The sequence below is a fragment of the Pseudomonas sp. LBUM1656 genome (assembly GCF_059716065.1).
In genome coordinates this window covers 1,670,466-1,688,311 of the sequence record NZ_CP166800.1, presented here as the reverse complement: position 1 = coordinate 1,688,311, position 17,846 = coordinate 1,670,466, and the positions used below count along the sequence as shown (strand labels likewise).

At 62.3% G+C, this 17,846-nt stretch carries 9 protein-coding genes; 6 read left to right on the top strand and 3 right to left on the bottom strand.

The genetic code is table 11. The annotated features are described in order from the left end of the window. Positions 1-84: 84 nt before the first annotated feature. Entirely contained in the window at positions 85-7,251 is a 7,167-nt protein-coding gene (locus tag ACA072_RS07445; RefSeq protein WP_497623814.1) for a retention module-containing protein, read from the bottom strand. Positions 7,252-7,841: 590 nt separating this feature from the next. Here ACA072_RS07445 and ACA072_RS07440 point away from each other — a divergent pair. From ACA072_RS07440 to ACA072_RS07430, 3 genes are read left to right on the top strand one after another with little or no spacing between them, the layout of a single operon-like run. Further along, the gene (locus ACA072_RS07440) at positions 7,842-9,200 is read left to right on the top strand and encodes a TolC family outer membrane protein (protein ID WP_497623813.1); all 1,359 of its coding nucleotides are present in this window, start codon (positions 7,842-7,844) and stop codon (positions 9,198-9,200) included. 18 nt (positions 9,201-9,218) lie between these two features. Then, complete coding sequence (locus tag ACA072_RS07435; RefSeq protein WP_497623812.1) at positions 9,219-11,378, top strand: type I secretion system permease/ATPase; 2,160 nt, start codon at positions 9,219-9,221, stop codon at positions 11,376-11,378. Between the two features lie 9 nt (positions 11,379-11,387). Further along, positions 11,388-12,755 (top strand): HlyD family type I secretion periplasmic adaptor subunit, encoded by a 1,368-nt coding sequence (locus ACA072_RS07430; RefSeq protein WP_010462001.1) that lies wholly within the window; start codon positions 11,388-11,390, stop codon positions 12,753-12,755. Between the two features lie 187 nt (positions 12,756-12,942). Here ACA072_RS07430 and ACA072_RS07425 read toward each other — a convergent pair whose 3' ends face one another. Continuing rightward, positions 12,943-13,539: a tRNA-uridine aminocarboxypropyltransferase gene (locus ACA072_RS07425; RefSeq protein WP_497623811.1), complete on the bottom strand. Its 597-nt coding sequence runs from the start codon at positions 13,537-13,539 to the stop codon at positions 12,943-12,945. Positions 13,540-13,543: 4 nt separating this feature from the next. Beyond that, on the bottom strand, positions 13,544-14,437 hold the full coding sequence (locus ACA072_RS07420; protein ID WP_007945995.1) for a LysR family transcriptional regulator: 894 nt from the start codon (positions 14,435-14,437) through the stop codon (positions 13,544-13,546). A gap of 425 nt (positions 14,438-14,862) precedes the next feature. On the opposite strand from ACA072_RS07420, the gene speB reads away from it, so the two are divergent. From speB to ACA072_RS07405, 3 genes are read left to right on the top strand one after another with little or no spacing between them, the layout of a single operon-like run. After that, positions 14,863-15,813 carry an agmatinase gene (gene speB, locus ACA072_RS07415; protein WP_010462004.1) on the top strand — a complete coding sequence of 317 codons (951 nt, stop codon included), beginning with the start codon at positions 14,863-14,865 and terminating at the stop codon, positions 15,811-15,813. A gap of 9 nt (positions 15,814-15,822) precedes the next feature. Then, positions 15,823-16,230 (top strand): YybH family protein, encoded by a 408-nt coding sequence (locus ACA072_RS07410; RefSeq protein ID WP_200667912.1) that lies wholly within the window; start codon positions 15,823-15,825, stop codon positions 16,228-16,230. Positions 16,231-16,284: 54 nt separating this feature from the next. After that, positions 16,285-17,796, top strand: a complete 1,512-nt coding sequence (locus ACA072_RS07405) for a purine-cytosine permease family protein (protein ID WP_497623810.1) — start codon at positions 16,285-16,287, stop codon at positions 17,794-17,796. Positions 17,797-17,846: the final 50 nt, after the last annotated feature.

The following is a 17,846-nucleotide window of genomic DNA, read 5'->3' as shown; positions in this document are numbered from 1 at the left end:
AAGCACCGCATTACTAAATGTCGGACAAAAAAAACCGCCATTCCTTTCACAGGAATGGCGGGTTTTGTTGTTTCAGCCTTCAGATCACACGGTATCCACCTTCAGCGAATGGTCATTCAGCATGCCGTTGATGATGGTCGCCGTGTCGTGCCCGCCCGCCACCACCCCGCCCGCTCCCGGCGTGACGCCGTAGTGGCTGGCCAGGTTGACGCCGGCCAGGTCGATGGTCTGGTTCGGTGCCGCGCCGGCCATGGCGCTGACGTCGATGCTGGTCAGTACCGAGGCGCCGCTGCCGATGACTTTGAAGTGCAGGTAGTCATCCAGCGACGCCGCGGTGCCGTTTTCGCCTTGCAGCAGTTGCGACAGGTCCAGCTTGTCGGTGCCTGGGGTGAAGTCGGTGACGAGGTCGTGGCCGCTGTTGCCTTTGAGCCACTGGAAGGTGTCGGCCCCTGCCCCGCCGGTGAGGGTGTTGTTGCCCAGGCCGCCGATCAGGAAGTCGTCGCCGCCACCGCCCTTGAGTATGTCGTCGCCCAAACCGCCGGTGATGACGTTGCTCAGGTTATCGCCGGTGAGTGAGTCGTTGAAGTTGGAGCCGGTGAGGTTTTCGATCGCAGTCAAGGTATCGGTGCCGGCGCCTCCGGTGTTTTGCGCGGTGGCCACGCTCAGGTCGACCGTGACCCCGGCGGTGGCGTGGGCGTAACTCACGGTGTCGGTGCCGGTGCCGCCGTCGAGCAGGTCGTTGCCGGTGCCGCTGAACAGCAAGTCATTGCCGGCGCCGCCATGCATCTCGTTGTTGCCGGACCCGGCGGTAAGCACGTCGTTGCCGTCGCCGGCATTGAGGACGTTGTTGCCGGTGCCCGCCACCAGCACATCGTCGCCCGCCGTGCCGGTGAGGGTGTGGCCATCCTGATAGCTGATGGTCACCGCCGCGCCGTCGCTGCCGCCATGGTTGTCATTGGCGGTGTAGGTGCCGTGGGCGTCCGGGGCGATGTCGTGGCCGCCGGAGTAATTGAGGGTCATGGTCAGTTGGTAGTATTCCGCGTTGTTCACGCCGCTGCCGCTGGAGTTGGTGATGTTGGTGACGTGGATCTGATAGGTCCCGTCCGCTGCCGCGGTGAGGGTCTGTCCGTCCGCGAGAGGAATCCAGGCACCGCCGTTGAGCGAGTACTCCATGGCGATGTGACCACCCGCCAAATTGTGGTCCAGGTTGAGGGTTTCGCCCTGTTTGAGGTTGACGGTAATCCGGTCCTCATCGTTGGCGTTGCCGGTAGTTACCCCGCCCAGATAACCACTGACCACCAGCACCGCCGTCATGGTTGCCGCGTTCGCCGTAAAGGCGCTGCGCACGTTCGCCAGGACTTGGTTAGCGTTGTTGTTGCCGGTCGAGGAGAAGCTGATCGCCCCGGTGCCGGTGAAGTCGGCGCCTTTGGAAATCCAGCCGGTGTTGAAGGTGGTCGGCGAGGCTGTCAGCGGATCATGGTCAGGATCAGTGTCGTTGGCCAGCAGCAACTCGCCCGGCACCACGACGCTGCCCGAGAGCACGTTGGTGATGATGTGGTCATCGACCGCCACCGGCGCCGCGTTCGGAATGACTTTGACCGTCAGCGTGGAGCTGGCCAGGTCGCCGTCGTTGTCGCTGGCGGTGAAGCCGATGTTTTCGGTGATCACCACCGACGTGGTTTTTTGCGAGGTGTAGGTGTACTCGCCGGTGTCGAGGTTGACCACCAGGGTGCCGCCATTGTTGGTGGCGATGCTGATGCTGTTGTTCACCGTGTTGAACGTGCCGTGGTTGGCGCCGCCACTGAAGTTCAGCGCGCCCTGATTGCTGTTGCCTTTAGGGTCGTAGGTGTACGTGGTGCCGTCGACCACGAGGGTTTTGATGAAGCCGCCATCGGCGCCAAACGTACCGCCCTCGAGCAAGGTGCCCGTGACCGGCGCGCCGACCACCGTGCCTGAAAGCACCGAGTTGAGTTGGTTGAGATCAGTCACCACTACCGCGTTGGTGTTGGTGTGCGTGCTGCCGTCATAGGCCAGCGGGTCGAGGTAGGCGTTACTCACGCCACTGCCCAGGCCGATCGCGTAGTTCTTGATGCTGTTGGCGTCGAGGAAGGCTTTGAGCGCAGCTTCGTCTGCGCTGCCGATGTCGCCTTCGTTGGGTTTGCCGTCGGAGAAGAAGTAGCCGACGTTCTGCGCCCCGGTCAGTTTGCCCGAGGTGTTGAACGCGGTTTGCATCGTCGCGACAGCCGCGTCGTAGTTGGTGCCACCGCCGGCAGTCAGGCCGGAGATGATCGACTTGGCGGTCGCTACATCAACCCAGATCGATGTCTTGTCGGTGGCATTGCTGCTGAAGGTGACGATCTGCACTTTCACATCGCCCAGGTCGTCGTATTTGTCGAGCAAGGCACTGATCGCCTGCTTGGCCAGCGCCAACCGCGACAGCCCGGGTACGCCGGAGGGGTCGACCATACTGCCGGAGACGTCGATCACCAACAGCAGGTTGGAATCGATCTCGACCGCGGCCACCGAACGATCGGCGGCAACCGCCTTGGGCACGTCATCGACGATGCTCACCACGAGGGTGCTGGTGGTGCTGTTGCCCAGCGCATCCGTGGCTTTGTAGGTGAAGCTTTCGCTCAGGGTGTTGGGCCCGTCGTTGGCGTTCGGCGACGTTTTCGGCGCCGAGGTCAGGGTGTAGGTGTAGGTGCCATTGGGGTTGAGCAGCATTTGCCCGTACGTCCCGGTGGCGCTGCCGACCAGGGTGTAGGTGATGGCGCCACTCGCGCCGGTGACGGAGCCGACCAGGGTGCCGGTGGCCGTTTCGCCGGTGTTGCCCGGGTCGCTGCCGCTGACGGTGCCGGCCGCCAGGTCCAGACCGTCCTTGCTAAGATCCAGTGCTTTCTCGTAGACGGTCACGTCGGTATCGGTAACCGCTTTGATGCAGCTGTTCGACACATCGATGGTGATGGTGGTGGTGCTTTCATCGCCGTCGGCATCGCGCACGGTGTAGGTGAAGGTGTCCGTGGCGCCCGCACCGCTCACGGCGTTGGGATTGCTGTGATAGACCGCGTTGCCATTGGCATCCAGCGTCAGGTAACCGTAGGTGCCGTTGATGTTCGTGCCCAGGCCTCCGATGGCCGAGGACGACGTGTCCGAGCCTGCGCGCACGCCGACCACCGCACCACCGGGTGCCGCGCCGTCGGCGCCCTTGATGTCGTTGTCCAGCACATTGCCGCTGACCGTGCCGCCTTCTGCCACGCTCGCCGTGTCCGCTTTGGCCGTCGGCAGATCATCGACGATGTTGACGTTGATCTGGCCCGTCGCGGTGCTGCCGTCGGTGTCCGTCGCCACCACGTTGAAGTTTTCGGTGATGCCGTTGGCGCCGTTGGCGTTCGGATGGGTTTCGTTGTCCGCCAGGGTGTAGCTGTAGCTGACCACGCCGGTCGCCGGGTTGTAACCGGTGATGGTCAGCGTGCTGCCGAGCGGTGTGACCACCGATTGCGGGAAGCCGGCCGCCACGCCACCGGTGACCAGCGCAATGCCGCCGACGGTCAGGGTTTGCAGACCGTCCAGCGCGGTCACGGTGAAGGTGCCGCTCTGGGTCAGGGCCGGCGTGTTCGGGCTGGTGCCGTCGCTGAGGTTTTTCTCGTAGACGGTCAGCTCACCGCCGTACACATCGAGGCCGTTGAGGGTGACCGGGTCGTTGTTGTTGTGGATGTTCAGCACCAGGTTGGCGGTGCTGGTATCGCCGTCGGCATCGGTAAGGGTGTAGGCGAAGGTTTCGGTGCCGTTGCCGCCGCCGTGCAGGTTTTTGAAGTCCGCATCGTTGGTGTTCAGCGTGTAGGTGTACGTGCCGTTGGCGTTGAGTACCAGGGTGCCGTAAGTGCCGGTGAAGGTGCCGGGAGTGACAGGCCCGGCGTTCGGCCCGGTGGCGACGTGGTCTGCCCCTTGAACATCGTTGGTCAGAACGTTGCCGTTGAGCGTCAGCGCGGCCTCCGAAGCCGTGCCGGTGTTGCTGTCGTTGAAGGCTTTTGGCACGTCATCGACGATTTTCACCACGATGGTGCTGGTGGTGCTGTTGCCCAGCGAGTCGGTGGCCTGGTAGGTGAAGCTTTCGGTCAGCGTGTTCGCGCCGTCATTGACATGCGGCGTGGTGGTCGCAGGCGACGTCAGGGTGTAGGTGTACGTGCCGTTGGGGTTGAGCTGGAGCTGGCCATAGTTGCCCGTGGCGCTGCCCACCAGCGTGTAGGTGATCGCGCCGATCGCACCGGTGACCGAGCCGACCAGCGTGCCCTTGGCGGTTTCGCCGGTGCTGGTCGGATCGCTGCCGATGACCGTGCCGGCCGCCAGGTCTTGCCCGTCCTTGGTCAGGTCCAGGGCTTTTTCGTAGACGGTTACGTCGGCATCGGTGGAGGCGACGATGCAGCTGTTGGACACGTCGATTGTGATGGTGGTGGTGCTTTCGTCACCATCGGCATCGCGCACGGTGTAGGTGAACACGTCGATCGCGCCCGGGCCATTCACCGCGTTGGGATTGCTGTGGTAGGTCGCGTTGCCGTTGGCATCCAGTGTCAGGTAACCGTAGGTGCCGTTGATGTTCGTGCCCAGGCCACCGATGGCCGAGGTCGAAGTGTCGCTGCCGGCACGCACGCCAATCACGGCGCCGCTGAGCGCCGGGCCGTCGGCACCGCCGATGTCGTTATCGAGCACGTTGCCCGAGATGGTCGCGCCCTCGTCCACCGAGGCGAAATCAGGGTGCGCAGTGGGCAGGTCGTCGACGATGTTGACGTTGATCTGGCCCGACGCGGTGCTGCCGTCGGTGTCCGTCGCCACCACGTTGAAGTTCTCGGTGATGCTGTTGGCGCCGTTGGCGGTTGGATGGGTTTCGTTATCGGCCAGGGTGTAGCTGTAGCTGATCACGCCGGTGGCCGGGTTGTAGCCGGTGATGGTCAGTGTGCTGCCCAACGGTGTGACGATCGATTGCGGGAAGCCTGCGGCCACGCCACCGGTCACCACGTTGATCCCGCCCACGGTCAGGGTTTGCAGACCATCGAGCGCCGTCACGGTGAAGGTGCCGTTCTGGGTCAGGGCGGGCGTGTTCGGGCTGGTGCCGTCGCTGAGGTTTTTCTCGTGGACGGTCAGTTCACCCCCATAGACGTCGAGGCCGTTGAGGGTCACGGGGTCGTCGTTGTTGTGGATGTTCAGCACCAGGTTGGCGGTGCTGGTGTCGCCGTCGGCATCGGTGAGGGTGTAGGTGAAGGTTTCCGTGCCGCTGCCATTGCCGTGCAGCGCTTTGAAGTCGGCGTCGCTGGTGTTCAGGGTGTAGGTGTACGTGCCGTTGGCGTTCAGCACCAGGGTGCCGTACGTCCCGACGAACGTGCCGGGGGTGATCGGCCCGGCACTTGGGCCAGTCGGCACGCGGTCGGCGCCTTGCACGTCGTTGGTCAGCACATTGCCGTTAAGGGTCAGCAAGGTTTCCGAGGCGGTGCCGGCGTTGCTGTCATTCACGGCTTGCGGCAGGTCGTCGACGATGTTGACGTCGAGATTGCCGTTGGCGGTGGTGCCGTTGTCATCCACCACGGTGACGGCGAATTGCTCGGAGATGCCGTTGGCGCCATTCGCCGTCGGATGCGCTTCGTTATCGGCCAGGGTGTAGCTGTAACTGACCACGCCGGTTGCGCTGTTGAACCCGGTGATGGTCAGCGTGCTGCCGAGCGGCGTGACGATGGATTGCGGGAAGCCTGCGGACACCCCGCCGACCACCACGTTGATGCCGCCGACGCTGAGGGTCTGCACACCGTCGAGGGCGGTGATGGTGAAGGTGCCGCTCTGGGTCAGCGCAGGGGCATCAGGACTGCTGCCGTCGCTGAGGTTTTTCTCGTAGACAACGAGTTCTCCACCTTCGACGTTGAGGCCGCCGATCGTGACCGGGTCATCGTTGTTGTGGATCTCCAGCACCAGGTTGGCGGTGCTGGTGTCGCCGTCGGCATCCGTCAGGGTGTAGGTGAAGGTTTCGGTGCCGCTGCCACCGCCGTGCAACGCTTTGAAATCGGCATCGCTGATGTTCAGCGTGTAGGTGTAACTGCCGTTGGGATTGAGCACCAGGGTGCCGTATGTCCCGGTGAAGGTGCCGCCGATGATCGGCCCGCTGTTGGGGCCGGTGGGAATGCGGTCAGCCCCCTGCGAGTCGTTGGGCAGCACGCTGCCGGTCAAGGTCAGCAGGGTTTCGGAAGCGGTGCTGGCGTTGGTGTCATCGACCGCTTTGGGCACATCGTCGGTGATGTTTACATCCAGCGTGCCGGTGGCGGTGTCGCCGTTGGAATCACCGGCGACCACGGTGAACTGTTCGCTGAGGTTGTTGGCACCCTCGCCGGCCGAATGGGTGTCGTTGCCGACCAGGGTGTAGCTGTAACTCACCACGCCAGTGGCCGGGTTGTAACCGGTGATTGTCAGGGTGTTGCCCAGTTGCGTGGTGATCGACTGCGGGAAGCCGGCGGCCACCCCGCCCGTGATCACATTGATCCCGCCGATGCTCAGGCTGGTCAGCCCGTCGGGCGCAGACACGGTGAAGGTGCCGTTCTGGATCAACGCGCCCGGATTGCTGGCAGAACCGTCGGCAAGGTTGGCTTCGTTGAGGGTCAGTTCGCCCCCCGCCACCGACAGGCCCGCGAGGGTGACCGGGTTGTTCGGCAAGACGCCTGTGCCCCCTGAACCGGCACCGCCGTCGCCGTTGTCACCGTTGTCCGGGTCACCGGCCAGACGTTCCAGCGGAAATTCAGGAATGCCGTTGAATCCCGCAGTAGGGAAGCCGATGGTGGGATCGACCCGCCCGCCCACTTCTTCGAGCATGACGAAACTGTGGCCGCCGCCCGCAGCCCCGCCGGGTGCGCCGGTTGGAGCAGCTCCGGCCGCCGTGGCTTCAGCCGTTTGAGTCGGGTCTTCGCCGGCTGCGATAGCTTTTTGCAGTTGTTCGACATCGGTCAGTTGCGCCTGCGTCGGTGTCACCGCTTCAGCGGTATCCACATGGGGCGCCTGGTGCGCCAGTAGCTGGGAGGTCATTTGCAGGCTGCTGCCGCGTCCGAGGGTCAGCTCCTGGCCATTTTGCAGACGCACGGCCACCGCACCTTCGGCCCCGGTGATCAATTGGTCGCCGGCGAACAATCGATCGCCCTCGACCAGCACACGTCGGGTGCCACCGCTTTCCGCGAACACCTGACCAATGACTTTACTGACGATACCGATGAGCGTTGCCATGTGCATTTCCTCCGCTGCCAACCGCTGTCGGCACCCTGTTTGTGCGAAGAACGTGCTCATGGTTGAAGCAGGTTGCCGGGCGGATCACCCGCGGGGTGCGTTTACCTGAGTAAGCCGCTGCCCCGGCGATCGTCTCACCAAGCGTGCCGCTCGCGGGCAATGTGTGCGTTTTTGGCAAAACCCCAATGCAATCAACACGTTTGGGGGTCCAATCGCCGACCCATTGCCCTTCGAACGATGCGTAACGATTTTGAACCTAGCGAGTGACAAAAAAATGTCGCCTCAAAACCGTTTCGCTTCCCTCCCCTCCAGCACTTCTCCGCCCTATGTCGATAAGTGGATGGAACTTTCCTCAAACCCCCGAATACTCCTAAGAGCTCCTGAATCAAGGGCTTTCAGAGTGAACAATGTGCTGGATTTTGCAGAGCGCATAAGTTTTTTTTGGAATAAACCCTATGAAAAAAATTTCTTAGCTACGCTCTAGAATGTTCTTAGCTACGTTGTTACAAGCATGAAACGGTTTTGCCTATAAATGTCGTCAAATATTTGGCGACTGATAAAGAACCATCAGGAATCAGGGAGATGTACCCATGCGCGTTTTAACCCCCCTTTGCAGCGCAATTCTGTTGGCCATGGCCTGCACATCCCAGGCCCAGGCCATGTCGTTGACCGAGGCGATCCAGAGCACCATCGCAACTCACCCCGAACTGGCATCGCGGGTGGACAGCCGTCTCTCGGCCGATGAGCAAGTGAAAGTCGCCAAAGGGGGCTTTTATCCATCGGTGGACCTGAACGCCGCCTACGGGCGCGGGTACAGCGATAACACCAACACCCGGGCGTTCGGCAATCACCACACCGAAATCCTCACCTACACCCAATCCGAACTGCGCCTGCGGCAGATGCTGTTCGACGGTTTCAACACCGCGAACGAAGTCGAACGCACCAAAGGCGTGGTCAATTCCCGGGCCTATTACGCGCAAGGCACCGCCCAGGACCTGGCATTGCGCACCACCGAGGTCTACCTCGAAGTGCTCAAGCGCCGCGAACTGGTGACCCTGGCCACGAACAACCTGCAGGCTCACTTGCGGGTCAACGACCAGATCGGCCTGCGCACCCAGCGTGGCGTTGGCAGCAACGCCGACTCCGACCAATCCGGCGCGCGCCGGGCACTGGCGCAAAACAACCTCGACACCGCCGAGGTCGATCTGGCGGATGCCGAATCGAACTTCTACGCCGTCACCGGGCGCCTGCCCGATGAACTCGAAGCACCGCCGTCGATCCGCGGCGAACTGCCCGCCACCCTGCCGGAAGCCCAGCAGAGCATGGTGGAAAACAATCCGTACCTGAAATCCGCCCAGGCTGACGTGCAATCGGCCGAGAGCCAGTACGAGGTTTCCAAGTCGCCGTTCTACCCACGTTTCGATGCCGAAGCGGCGGTGGGCGCGAACAACAACGTGCAAGGCGATGAAGGCCACGACAACGAATGGCGCGTGGGTGTGGTGATGAACTACAACCTGTTCCGCGGTGGCAGCGACAAGGCGCGCCTGCAGTCCAATGCGCATCAGATCAACCAGGCGATGGACATCCGCAACAACGCCCTGCGCCAACTCAACGAGAACATCCACCTGGCCTGGAACGCCATGGTCAACGCCAAGAAGCAGACCCCGACGGCCCGCGAATACGCGGATACCAGCCGACGTGTGCGCGTGGCGTATCAGGACCAGTTCGGCCTCGGCCAACGCACCCTGCTCGACTTGCTCGACAGTGAAAACGAGCTCTACAACGCCAATCGCCGCTACACCGAAGTGCGCTACACCGAGGAATACTCGATGTACCGCGTGCTGGCGAACATGGGCCAGTTGCTGAGCAAACAGCGGGTGGTACTGCCCGCCGATGCGATCGCCTCCACCGAAGTGAAAAACGAAGCCCGTTTGCCTGAACTGAAGTAGGCCTGTGGAGAGATCAATTTGACCAGCATGGAACCCGGCAACACCGGTGTCGATCCGCGCCTGAGCTTCGATGACCCGCTACTGGACGGTCTGTTGATCCTCTGCAAACTCCACGGCGCGACGGTCAGTCGCGCCAGCCTGAGTGCCGGGCTGCCGCTGAACAAGCAGCGCTTGAGCCTGGACCTGCTGCCCCGAGCAGCCGCCCGGGCCAGCTTGCAGGCGCGGGTGCTGCGCCGCGAACTGGCGGACATTTCCGCGCTCAACCTGCCTGTGATGCTGATCCTCAACAACGGCCGCACCGCCATTCTTCGACGCTTCGGCGATGACGGCCGGTTGCTGATCCTGCCCAGCGAGGCGGACGGCGGTGAACAATGGGTCAGCCGGGAAGAGCTGGCCGAAAATTACAGTGGCCAGGCGTTGTTCGCCCGGCCACGGCATGAACTGGAAGACCTGCGCTCGCCGCTGGTGCCGCGCGTGGAAGCGTGGTTTCGCGACACCTTGAAGCTGTCGAAATGGCTGTACAGCGATGCGATTCTGGCGAGTTTCCTGATCAACCTCTTGGGATTGATGGTGCCGCTGTTCGTGATGCAGACCTACGACCGCGTGGTGCCGAACCAGGCCACCTCGACCTTGTGGGTGCTGTCGATCGGCTTGCTGATCGGCACCGGTTTCGAACTGGTGCTACGGGTGGTTCGCGCGCACTTGCTGGACACCGCCGGGAAGAAAACCGATGTGATTCTTTCCGCGACCTTGTTCGAACGCATCACCGGCATGGCGATGAAGGCGCGGCCGGCGACCATCGGCGGTTTCGCCCAGAGCATCCATGACTTCCAGGGCCTGCGTGAATTTCTCACTGCCGTTACGCTGACCAGCCTGATCGACCTGCCCTTTGCCGTGTTGATGCTGGTGGTGATCGGCTTGCTCGGCGGCTGGCTGGTGGTGATCCCGTTGCTCGCCTTTCCGATTACGATCATCTTCGCGATGGTGATTCAGGTGCGTCTGCGCGACACCGTGCAGAAGAGCTTGAGCCTCGGCGCCGAGCGCCAGGCGCTGCTGATTGAAACCCTCGGCGGCCTGGAAACCCTGAAAGCGTGCAGCGCCGAAAGCGAACGCCAGCACAAATGGGAAAGCACCCACGGCGCCCTCACCCGCCTCGACAGCCATGCGCGCAACCTCTCGGCACTGGCCACCAACGGCACGCTGTTCATCCAGCAATTCTCCGGCATGGCGACCATCGTCGCCGGGGTCTACAGCATCATCGCCGGCAACCTCAGCGTCGGCGCGCTGGTGGCGACCTACATGCTCGGCAGCCGCGTGCTCGCCCCCTTGGGACAAATCGCCGGTTTGATAACCCGCTACCAGCAAGCGCAATTGACCATGAAAAGCACCGATGCGCTGATGTCCTTGCCGCAAGAGCGCGATGCCAACCAGCGGCCGCTGGAGCGCACGCAACTGCAAGGCGCACTGGACGTCAGCGGTGTGACCTTCCACTACAACGGCCAGAACGCCCCGGCCCTGGCCAACGTCAGCTTCAGTGTCAAACCCGGCGAACGGATCGGCATCATCGGTCGCAGCGGTTCGGGCAAAAGCACCCTGGCGCGATTGGTGATGGGGTTTTATGCGCCGGAAGAAGGACAGCTGTTGCTCGATGGGCTGGACCTGCGGCAACTCGATGTCGCCGACCTGCGCCAACAGATCGGTTACGTCGCCCATGACCTGCCGCTGCTGGCGGGCAGCCTGCGCGACAACTTGACCCTCGGCGCCCGTTACATCAGCGACTCGCGGATGCTCGAAGTCGCCGAACTGACCGGCGTCACCGAGCTGGCGCGTCAGCATCCGCAAGGGTTTGACCGCCCCGTGGGCGAACGCGGGCAGTTGCTGTCCGGCGGTCAACGTCAGGCTGTGCTGCTGGCCCGGGCCTTGTTGCTGGATCCGCCGATCATGCTGCTCGACGAACCCACCAGCGCGATGGACAACAGCAGCGAAGACGTTTTGCGGCAGAAACTCCACGGCTGGGTGCAGGGCAAAACCTTGCTGCTGGTGACCCACCGCACCTCGATGCTCAGCCTGGTGGATCGGCTGCTGGTGCTGGACAACGGGCGGATCGTTGCCGACGGTCCGAAAGAAGCGGTCATCGATGCACTGCGCAAGGGCCGTGTCGGCTCTGCGGCTGTCTAGGAGCTACCCATGGCCCGTTCATCATCCGACACGCCACAAGACCGGGGCTACTTCGGCAGTTTCGGCAAAACCGCAGAAAGCGAATTCATGCCGGAAACCGCCGGCGCTTCGCTGCAGGATTCGCCGCGCTGGTCGCGAATCACCGTGTGGCTGGCCGCTGCGCTGCTGATTACCGCGCTGGTCTGGGCCAAGTTTGCGGTGCTGCAAGAAGTCACCATGGGCGAAGGCAAGGCGATCCCGTCGAGCAAGGTCCAGGTGATCCAGAACCTTGAGGGCGGCATCGTCACCGAGATCTTCGTGCGCGAAGGGCAAATGGTGAACAAGGGCGACACCTTGCTGCGCCTCGATGACACGCGGTTTCTGTCGAACAAGGGCGAGAGCGAAGCGGATCGTTATGCGCTGACCGCACAGGTCGAACGGCTGTCGGCCGAAGCGGAGGGCCGGCCGTTCAAGCTGTCACCTGAAGTGATCGCCAAGGCCCCGCAAGTGGCCGAGGACGAGCGCTCGCTGTACGAACAACGCCAGCGCCGACTGGCCAGTGAGCAACGGACGCTGACCGAACAACTGCGGCAAAAAACTCAGGAACTGGCGGAATTCCGCTCCAAGCAGGGGCAGTTCAGTTCGAGCCTGGCATTGCTGCAACAAGAGATGAACATGTCCGCGCCGCTGGTGGGCACCGGCGCGGTTTCGCCGGTGGAAATCTTGCGACTCAAACGCAGCGCGGTAGAGATTCGCGGCTCTTTGAATGCGACGACGCTGGCAATTCCGCGGGCGGAATCGGCGATCAACGAGATCAAAAGCAAGATTGATGAATCGGAACAATCCTTCCGCTCGGACGCGGCAAAAGAGCTGAATGAAAAACGAACCGACCTGTCGAAAATCACAGCGTCGAGCATCGCCATCGATGACCGCGTGACTCGCACCACCGTGGTGTCGCCGGTGCACGGGATTATCAAGGTGCTGAAGGTCAACACCATCGGCGGCGTGGTTCAACCGGGCAGTGACATGGTGGAAATCGTCCCCATTGAAGACAATTTGCTGATCGAAGCCAAGGTGCGGCCGCAGGACGTGGCGTTCCTGCATCCGGGGCAGAAAGCGATGGTGAAATTCAGCGCGTACGACTACACGATTTATGGCGGATTGACTGCGAAGCTGGAGTTGATTGGTGCGGACACGATTACCGATGACAAGGGCAACAGCTTTTATCTGATTCAGGTGAGGACTGACAAGAATCACTTGGGCGGGGACGTGAAACCGTTGTTGATTATTCCGGGGATGGTGGCGACGGTCGATATCATCACTGGCGAGAAGAGCGTGCTGGATTACCTGTTGAAACCGGTGTTGAAAGCCCGGACCGAGGCGATGCGGGAGCGGTAGTTTCGACCGGAATCTTTGATCGTTCCCACGCTCCGCGTGGGAATGCCGCCCGGGACGCTCCGCGTCCCTTCCCGGATGTGACGCAGAGCGTCACTGGATGCATTCCCACGCGGAGCGTGGGAACGATCAACACCCCAAAACACTGTGGGAGCGGGCTTGCTCGCGAAGAGGCCCTCTCAGGCAACGACTATTTCGGCCCATGGTTACGCTGGTAGACCTCCTCCCCCATCGCCGCAATCTGCCCTTCAATCAACGCCTCGAACGGTTTCAACAACGGTTCGAAACTGACAGGCGCTTCCAGCGTCTGCAACGCCTGGACAATCGCCTCCACCGTCGATAACGCCCCCGGCCCCGGGGCTTTGCGCAGTCGATATCGAGACACGCCGCCATCCACCAATGCCACCCTCGGCAACGCCGCCAGCAACGGATTGAGGTGCAACATCTTGCGCGCCTTGCGCCAGGTGCCGTCGGGCACGACCAGCAATAGCGGCGGGTCATTCGCGGTGTACGCCTGCAACGGTTGCGCATCGTCGGCAGGAAACAACAACCGCGCCTGATACCCCGGCGGGCTCAACAGCGCCGGTAAATCCTCGAACACCTCGCCCACAATCAGCTCGGCATTCTTCAAGCCCAACGCGGCCAGGCGCGCCGTGTTCAACGCATGGTTCACTTCGCTCGGATGCTGCAACAGCAACACCCGGGTGCGGCTGTCGAGGCTCGGGATCAACGGGCACAGGCAGTGGGTTTGTGGGCGCAGGCAGCGTGGACAGTGGATTCTGGACATGTTCTCAGGCCTGGTTCAGTTGTGCTTTAAGCAGATCGCGGAAGGTCTGGATCAGCGGCTCACGACTGCGGCCACGGCGCACGATCATCGAGAACGGCGCCTGATAGCCGAAGGTCGCCGGCAGCAACACCCGCAAATCGCCCTTGTCCGCCCAAGCCTGGGCATAGTGCTCCGGCAGGTAACCGATGTAGGCGCCGGAGAGCACCAGAATCAACTGCGCTTCCATACTTTCCACGGTGGCGGCGCTGTGCTTGAAACCGTGCCGGGCCAGTTCGGCCTGGCTCCAGTAACCACGGCCCACCATGCGCTGCTGGGTAATGACTTGCTCGGGAATGCGCCGCTCGGTGAACAGCGGATGGCGGCTGCTGCAATACAGCCAGTGTTGTTCGCGGTACAGCGGCATGTAGACCAGACCGCTCATGCGCGTGGAAAACGCACCGATGGCCAGATCGAGGCGATTGTCCTGCACGCCGAGCTGCAATTCGTAGGGGCTCATGACGGAGAGGTGCAAATGCACGGCCGGGTGTTCCTGGCTATAGGCGCCGATGGCTTCGGCGAACGGCAAGGCCTTGTCGCTGACGGTGGAGTCGATGACGCCGAGGTTCAGCGTACCGCGCAGCTCGCCCTTCAGCGCCGCCGCGTATTGCTCGAAGCCTTCGAGTTCGCCCAACAGACGCAGGGTTTCCTGATGGAACAGCTCGCCTTTGCTGGTCAGGCTGAAACCGCCACGACCGCGATGGCAGAGCACCAGGCCAAGGGCGGCTTCGAGCTGGCTCATGTAGGTGCTGATGGCCGAGGTCGAGAGGTTGAGTTCTTGCTGGGCGTTGGCGAACCCTTGATGACGGACCACGCTGACGAAGATGCGCAGGAGTTTCAGGTCGGGTAAAGCATTGGCCATGGGGGCCCTCCAGCGAAAAGCACGCAGACGATGAGGTCTTGTAGCAGCTGCCGAGCAGCGCGAGGCTGCGTTCGGTTCGGGCCGCGTTCGGACGCTGCAGTCGTGAAACCTGTACCTAAGGGTTTCCTGAAGAACCGCATCGCATGATTTTACGACTGCTTCGTCCGAACGCGGCCCGAACCGAACGCTGCCTCGCGGTGCTCGACAGCTGCTACAGAATTGAGTGCAGGCTCGGCAGCTGCTACATGAACACTGCGAGTCTATCGCCGTCATCGGCATTAGTTTAGAAAAATCTGAACTAAGTATTTGCCCGTAGCGATTCTTCCCGACCACTACATTTCGCAGAATCGGCCCCCAACGGTGCCCGTACCTCCCCGGAGTGGCGCAACCGACATAAATAAAACAACGACGATGAGGCCTTACCCGTGGACAAGATTCTTCACCAACCACTGGGCGGCAACGAAATGCCGCGCTTCGGCGGCATCGCCACCATGATGCGACTCCCCCATTTGCCTACCGCTGCCGGTCTGGATGCTGCCTTCGTTGGCGTTCCGCTGGACATCGGCACCTCGCTGCGCCCCGGTACCCGTTTCGGACCTCGCGAAATCCGCGCTGAATCGGTGATGATCCGCCCGTACAACATGGCCACCGGCGCTGCACCGTTCGACTCGTTGTCGGTTGCCGACATCGGCGACGTGGCGATCAACACGTTTAACCTGCTGGACGCCGTACGGATCATCGAAGAATCCTACGACGCCATCCTCGAACACAACGTAATCCCCCTGACCCTGGGCGGCGACCACACCATCACCCTGCCGATCCTGCGTGCGATTCACAAGAAGCACGGCAAGGTCGGCCTGGTGCACATCGACGCTCACGCCGATGTGAACGATCACATGTTTGGCGAGAAAGTCGCCCACGGCACCACCTTCCGTCGCGCCGCCGAAGAAGGCCTGATCGACTGTGATCGCGTGGTGCAAATCGGCTTGCGCGCTCAGGGTTACACCTCCGAAGACTTCAACTGGAGCCGTAAACAAGGCTTCCGTGTGGTTCAGGCGGAAGAGTGCTGGCACAAATCCCTGGCCCCGCTGATGGCCGAAGTTCGCGAGAAAGTTGGCGGCGGTCCGGTGTACCTGACTTTTGACATCGACGGCATCGACCCGGCCTGGGCCCCAGGCACCGGCACCCCGGAAATCGGTGGTCTGACGACCATTCAGGCGATTGAGATCATTCGCGGCTGCCAAGGCCTCGACCTCATCGGTTGCGATCTGGTAGAAGTCTCGCCCGCTTACGACACCACCGGCAACACCTCGCTGCTGGCCGCCAACTTGCTGTACGAAATGCTCTGCGTACTGCCTGGCGTGGCCCACCGCTGAGGATCGGTCATGAATGAACGCGATCAGGTTCTGAAAGCCGCCGCCGATCTGGTGTCCGCCTTCGCCCGTAACGATCGCGAAGCCTACTTCGGCGCGTTCAGCGCCGACGCCAGCTTCGTGTTTTACACCCTCGAGCAGCCCCTGCTGTCGCGCGATGCCTATCAGGCGTTGTGGGACACCTGGCGCGCCGAGGATGGCTTCGAGGTGCTTGCGTGCACTTCAAGCAACGCCTTCGTCAGCTTGCAAGGTGACGTGGCGATTTTCATCCATGACGTGGCCACCGAGCTGCGCATGCAAGGGGAGCAACACTTCAGCCAGGAGCGCGAGACGATTGTGTTTCGCCGACAACAACAAGGCCTATGGCTGGCCTGCCACGAACATTTGTCCGCGATGCCGGAAGGGCTGCCACCCCCTTAGCCAAACAGGTGACGCTCACACACGATGAGCGCGCCTTTATGATCGGAGCTGATCATGAATAACAACAACAAAGACCAAAGCCTTACGCAGATTGAAACCCACGGGGTCGAACAGATCCCGGACAACGAACGCACCGCAGGCCCGACGGACTTGTTCCGGATGATCTTCGGCGGTTCCAACACCTTTGCCACCGCCGTGCTCGGCAGTTTCCCGGTGCTGTTCGGCCTGTCTTTTCAGGCCGGCGTCTGGGCGATTGTGCTGGGCGTGCTGCTGGGTTCGCTGATCCTCGCGCCAATGGGCCTGTTCGGGCCACTCAATGGCACCAACAACGCCGTGTCGTCCGGTGCGCACTTCGGCGTGCACGGGCGGATCGTCGGTTCGTTCCTGTCGCTGCTGACCGCCATCGCCTTCTTCTCGCTCTCGGTGTGGAGTTCGGGTGATGCGCTGATCGGCGGCGCGAAACGCCTGATCGGCCTGCCGGAAACCGACCTGACGCTGGGCCTGGCCTACGGTCTGTTCGCAATCCTGGTGCTGACGGTTTGCATCTATGGCTTCCGCTTCCTGTTGTGGGTCAACAAGATCGCGGTGTGGAGCGCCAGTCTGCTGTTCCTGCTGGGCATCTTCGCGTTCGTCGGGCCTTTCGATGTGAACTACGCCGGCACCGTGAGCATGGGGCAACCTGGTTTCTGGGCAGCCTTCATCGGCGCTGCTTTGGTGGCGATGAGCAACCCGATTTCCTTCGGCGCGTTCCTCGGCGACTGGTCGCGTTACATCCCGCGTGAGACCTCGAAGCGCCGGATCATGGCCGCTGTGGTGATCTCGCAGATCGCCACGTTCATCCCGTTCCTGTTCGGCCTCGCCACCGCCACCATCGTGGCGATCAAGGCCCCGGACTACATCGCGGCCAACAACTACGTCGGCGGTCTGCTGGCGGTATCGCCGAGCTGGTTCTTCCTGCCGGTGTGCCTGATTGCAGTGATCGGCGGCATGTCCACCGGCACTACTTCGCTGTATGGCACGGGGCTGGACATGTCCAGCGTGTTCCCTCGCGTGCTGTCGCGGGTCAAGGCCACGTTGCTGATTGGCGTGATGTCGATTGCCTTCATCTTCATCGGGCGCTTTGCGGCGAACCTGGTGCAGAGCGTGTCGACCTTCGCCGTGCTGATCATCACCTGCACCACCCCGTGGATGGTGATCATGATCATCGGCCTGCTGGTGCGCCGCGGCTTCTACTGCCCGGATGACTTGCAAGTGTTCACCCGTGGCGAGAAAGGTGGCCGCTACTGGTTCACCCACGGCTGGAACTGGCGTGGGCTGGGTGCCTGGATCCCGAGTGCGCTGGTGGGTTTGTGCTTTGTGAACCTGCCGGGGCAATTCGTTGGCCCGCTGGGTGAACTGGCGGGAGGCATCGACATCAGCCTGCCGGTGACCCTCGGCCTGGCGTCACTGGTGTACCTGACGCTGCTGAGCCTGTTCCCGGAACCGGCCGCGGTGTTCGGGCCGAATGATGCACGCAACAAGGGCACCAACACCGTCGCAAAGCCTGAACTCCGTCAGCCCGCCTGACACAGATCCACCTGTGGGAGCGGGCTTGCTCGCGAAGACGGCGGCACATC

Bases quoted from the DNA above. Each gene is read 5' to 3' on its own strand.
- ACA072_RS07445 (WP_497623814.1), bottom strand. From the start codon at position 7,251: ATGGCAACGCTCATCGGTATCGTCAGTAAAGTCATTGGTCAGGTGTTC.
- ACA072_RS07405 (WP_497623810.1), top strand. From the start codon at position 16,285: ATGAATAACAACAACAAAGACCAAAGCCTTACGCAGATTGAAACCCAC.
- ACA072_RS07440 (WP_497623813.1), top strand. From the start codon at position 7,842: ATGCGCGTTTTAACCCCCCTTTGCAGCGCAATTCTGTTGGCCATGGCC.
- ACA072_RS07430 (WP_010462001.1), top strand. From the start codon at position 11,388: ATGGCCCGTTCATCATCCGACACGCCACAAGACCGGGGCTACTTCGGC.
- ACA072_RS07410 (WP_200667912.1), top strand. From the start codon at position 15,823: ATGAATGAACGCGATCAGGTTCTGAAAGCCGCCGCCGATCTGGTGTCC.
- ACA072_RS07425 (WP_497623811.1), bottom strand. From the start codon at position 13,539: ATGTCCAGAATCCACTGTCCACGCTGCCTGCGCCCACAAACCCACTGC.
- ACA072_RS07420 (WP_007945995.1), bottom strand. From the start codon at position 14,437: ATGGCCAATGCTTTACCCGACCTGAAACTCCTGCGCATCTTCGTCAGC.